The organism is Acinetobacter sp. GN11 (genome assembly GCF_054823985.1).
In genome coordinates, this window is sequence record NZ_JRVL01000223.1 from 1 (window position 1) to 2,535 (window position 2,535).

At 35.9% G+C, this 2,535-nt stretch carries 2 protein-coding genes and 1 pseudogene; 2 read left to right on the forward strand and 1 reads right to left on the reverse strand.

Annotated features, from left to right (window positions below; genetic code table 11):
- Positions 1 to 317 (forward strand): annotated as a pseudogene (locus NL42_RS16680) (poly alpha-glucosyltransferase); the annotation flags it as partial.
- Positions 314 to 2,044, forward strand: coding sequence for a CapA family protein (locus tag NL42_RS16685; protein ID WP_461313594.1), 1,731 nt, complete (start codon positions 314 to 316; stop codon positions 2,042 to 2,044). The pseudogene NL42_RS16680 and the gene NL42_RS16685, both read left to right, overlap by 4 nt.
- A gap of 5 nt (positions 2,045 to 2,049) precedes the next feature.
- Here the strand turns inward: NL42_RS16685 and NL42_RS16690 are convergent.
- On the reverse strand, positions 2,050 to 2,535 hold a 486-nt coding region (locus NL42_RS16690; RefSeq protein ID WP_461313595.1), incomplete at its 5' end, for a zinc metalloprotease.

Consider the following 2,535-nt stretch of genomic DNA (forward strand, 5'->3'; position numbering starts at 1 on the left):
AAACAACATATGCAACTTTATTAGAAATGCTAATAGCTGCTTATAAAATGGTGAACCGTTTAAAAGAGCAGGGGCGTACAGCACTTTTTGAGCAGGCGTATATGCCTGAGCTTCGAAAGCTAATTGAGTTTAGAGCTGATTTTCAAACTACAGGATTTTTTTATCCGGAAATGGCGATGTATATGGCTCGGCCAGATAAAATTTTACATGCGTTTTATATTCGTCATGATCGTTTTCGAGTACGGATTGATGACCAAGAACATAACTTATCGGGTTACATCGCTTACGTTAAAGATTACAAAGGTGACGAGCCATGAAGTATCAACCCGTTGAGATCAAGCTATTAGCACATATCGACACTACAAGTTTTGATGAAGCTTTATGGCAATTCGAAATTGACGATGATATTTCAACGCTCTTACTCATCGACTATGCATTAGAGCAATTTCAGCAAAAAAATGTACAAGCTCAAGATGATTATGTTGTGCCTGAACACCTATTTGAGCAACTAGGTCAGCAAAATCTAGGCTTAAAGCCCTCGGAACATTACACCTTCATTGAACTATTGCAGTTGCTAATTTTTACTCAAGCAGCAGATGTAAAAGATGCTTTAAGCAATATGCTCTGCGGTACACATGAGCAAGCCTATTTAATTTTGTCAAAAAGAGCGGCTACCTATAATTTAAATTTGAAAAAAGGAAGTACACAAAACCAGTTAAAACATTTGTTTTTATTAGTTAAAAATATTTATAGCCAGCCAGCTGAAATCAGAAAACTTTTCTTTATAAAAGAGCTGAATTTTAAAGGAAAGTCTTATCTACCACAGACTCTATTAATGGGACAGAATGTAGTAGAGGTCTTATATCTTACCAATTCATTTAGAAAAATTTATCTAACGTTCTTTGAGGAAAACCAGACCAGCGGTTTCTTTTTATTCTTAGATGATATTCATCGTGCTGAGCACTTAATTCCTTATTATCATTGTTTTCAAGCACAGAAGGTAAAACCTAAAGTTTGCTCCACCCTAAGCGGCATTATTAACATTTTAGGTGATACCTACTTTGGGGAAATCTACACCGAAAAACGCAAGTCTAAGGGGCAGATAGATGCTCTACAACAATATGGATATAGTTATTCATTTGAAAAAATAAAAGCTTTTTTAGGGCAACATGACCTAAATATCGCTAATTTTGAAGCAGTCTTTTCTTTAGAAAACCAATCTCCTTTAGTACATAAAAAGCCATTTATTCTTAAAGCTAATGCTGAACAAACATTAGCAGAATTCAAAAATATTCACCTTAACCATGTGGTATTGGCAAATAATCATCTAAAAGACTACGGAGATCGCGGATTAGTCTATACATTACAACAATTTGATCAGGGTAATATTTCTTATATTGGGGCAGGGACAAATCAAAAAGATGCCCATAACCTTTTTGAAATCACTTTTAATAACAAGCATTACGCTATTTTTAACGGCTATTGGCACAGAGATACAGCCTATCTAGATTATGATTTTTATGCTTTAGGTCATAAGAGTGGAGTCGCGTGTTTAAATGGAGTTTTGCTTGAACAACTTGCTCGTTATAAACAGACTCACCCTGAGCATAAAATTATTGTTATTTGTCATTGGGGCATCGATTTTAAGCCGATTACCAAGGAACAGACCAGGCTTGCTGATATTTTGACTAAAGCAGGTGCCGACCTTGTTATCGGTCATGGTGCTCATACCATCCAACCAATTAAAGTTATTAGTCAGAAGCCTGTGGTATTTGGTATTGGCAATGCAGTTTTTAATAGCAATGGTGAATATACAGAGCAAAATGCTTTGCCATATGGATGTATAGCACGGTTAGATTTGTCAAAAGATCGACTGCGTTTATATCCAATCTATACCAATAATTTGAAAACATTTTGGCAGCCGTATCCAGTTAATGAGGACGACTTTTCAGAGGCCAGCAGTTATATGACTTCATTACTGACCCCTGAAAATTATTATGCAGCACAAGATGATTTAGGTTTTTACGTCGAAATGAGTTTTTAAGATCTTTATGGGTAACGTTGGTAATTTTCTAAAATTGTTTGAAGTTGGACGGGTGTAAAACCTAAATTTCTAAGTCCACCGCTGCCACGCTTACATTCAGCGCTCGCCATGATGTTGGTTGGTGTGCGCTTTGTGGCATTCGGTGCACAAACATGTTTTAGTCCAAACACATGCCCCATTTCATGTACGCTACCAGCCTGAATATTATAATTAAGTCGGTTCCAGTCTAATAAAACAAAAGGTTTACCATTATTGCGAAATGCTCTACTTGTTACATCTTCAAATTTCCATTTGGTTGAATAGGCATCATAAATAAAAACGATGACTTCCTTACTCGCAGTCCGTTTAGGAAAACAGGTATTTACACTGGCAGGAATGGTCTCAGTCGTAATTGGGTAGGGCTGGTTAATCTGTTGCTTTAAATCGCAATGTAATTTTGAAAACTCTTCATAAGGGATATAACGATGTAATTTAAACTTAAAAATTTTATT

Coding starts and splice junctions, on each gene's coding strand:
- NL42_RS16685 (WP_461313594.1), top strand. CDS start 314: ATGAAGTATCAACCCGTTGAGATCAAGCTATTAGCACATATCGACACT.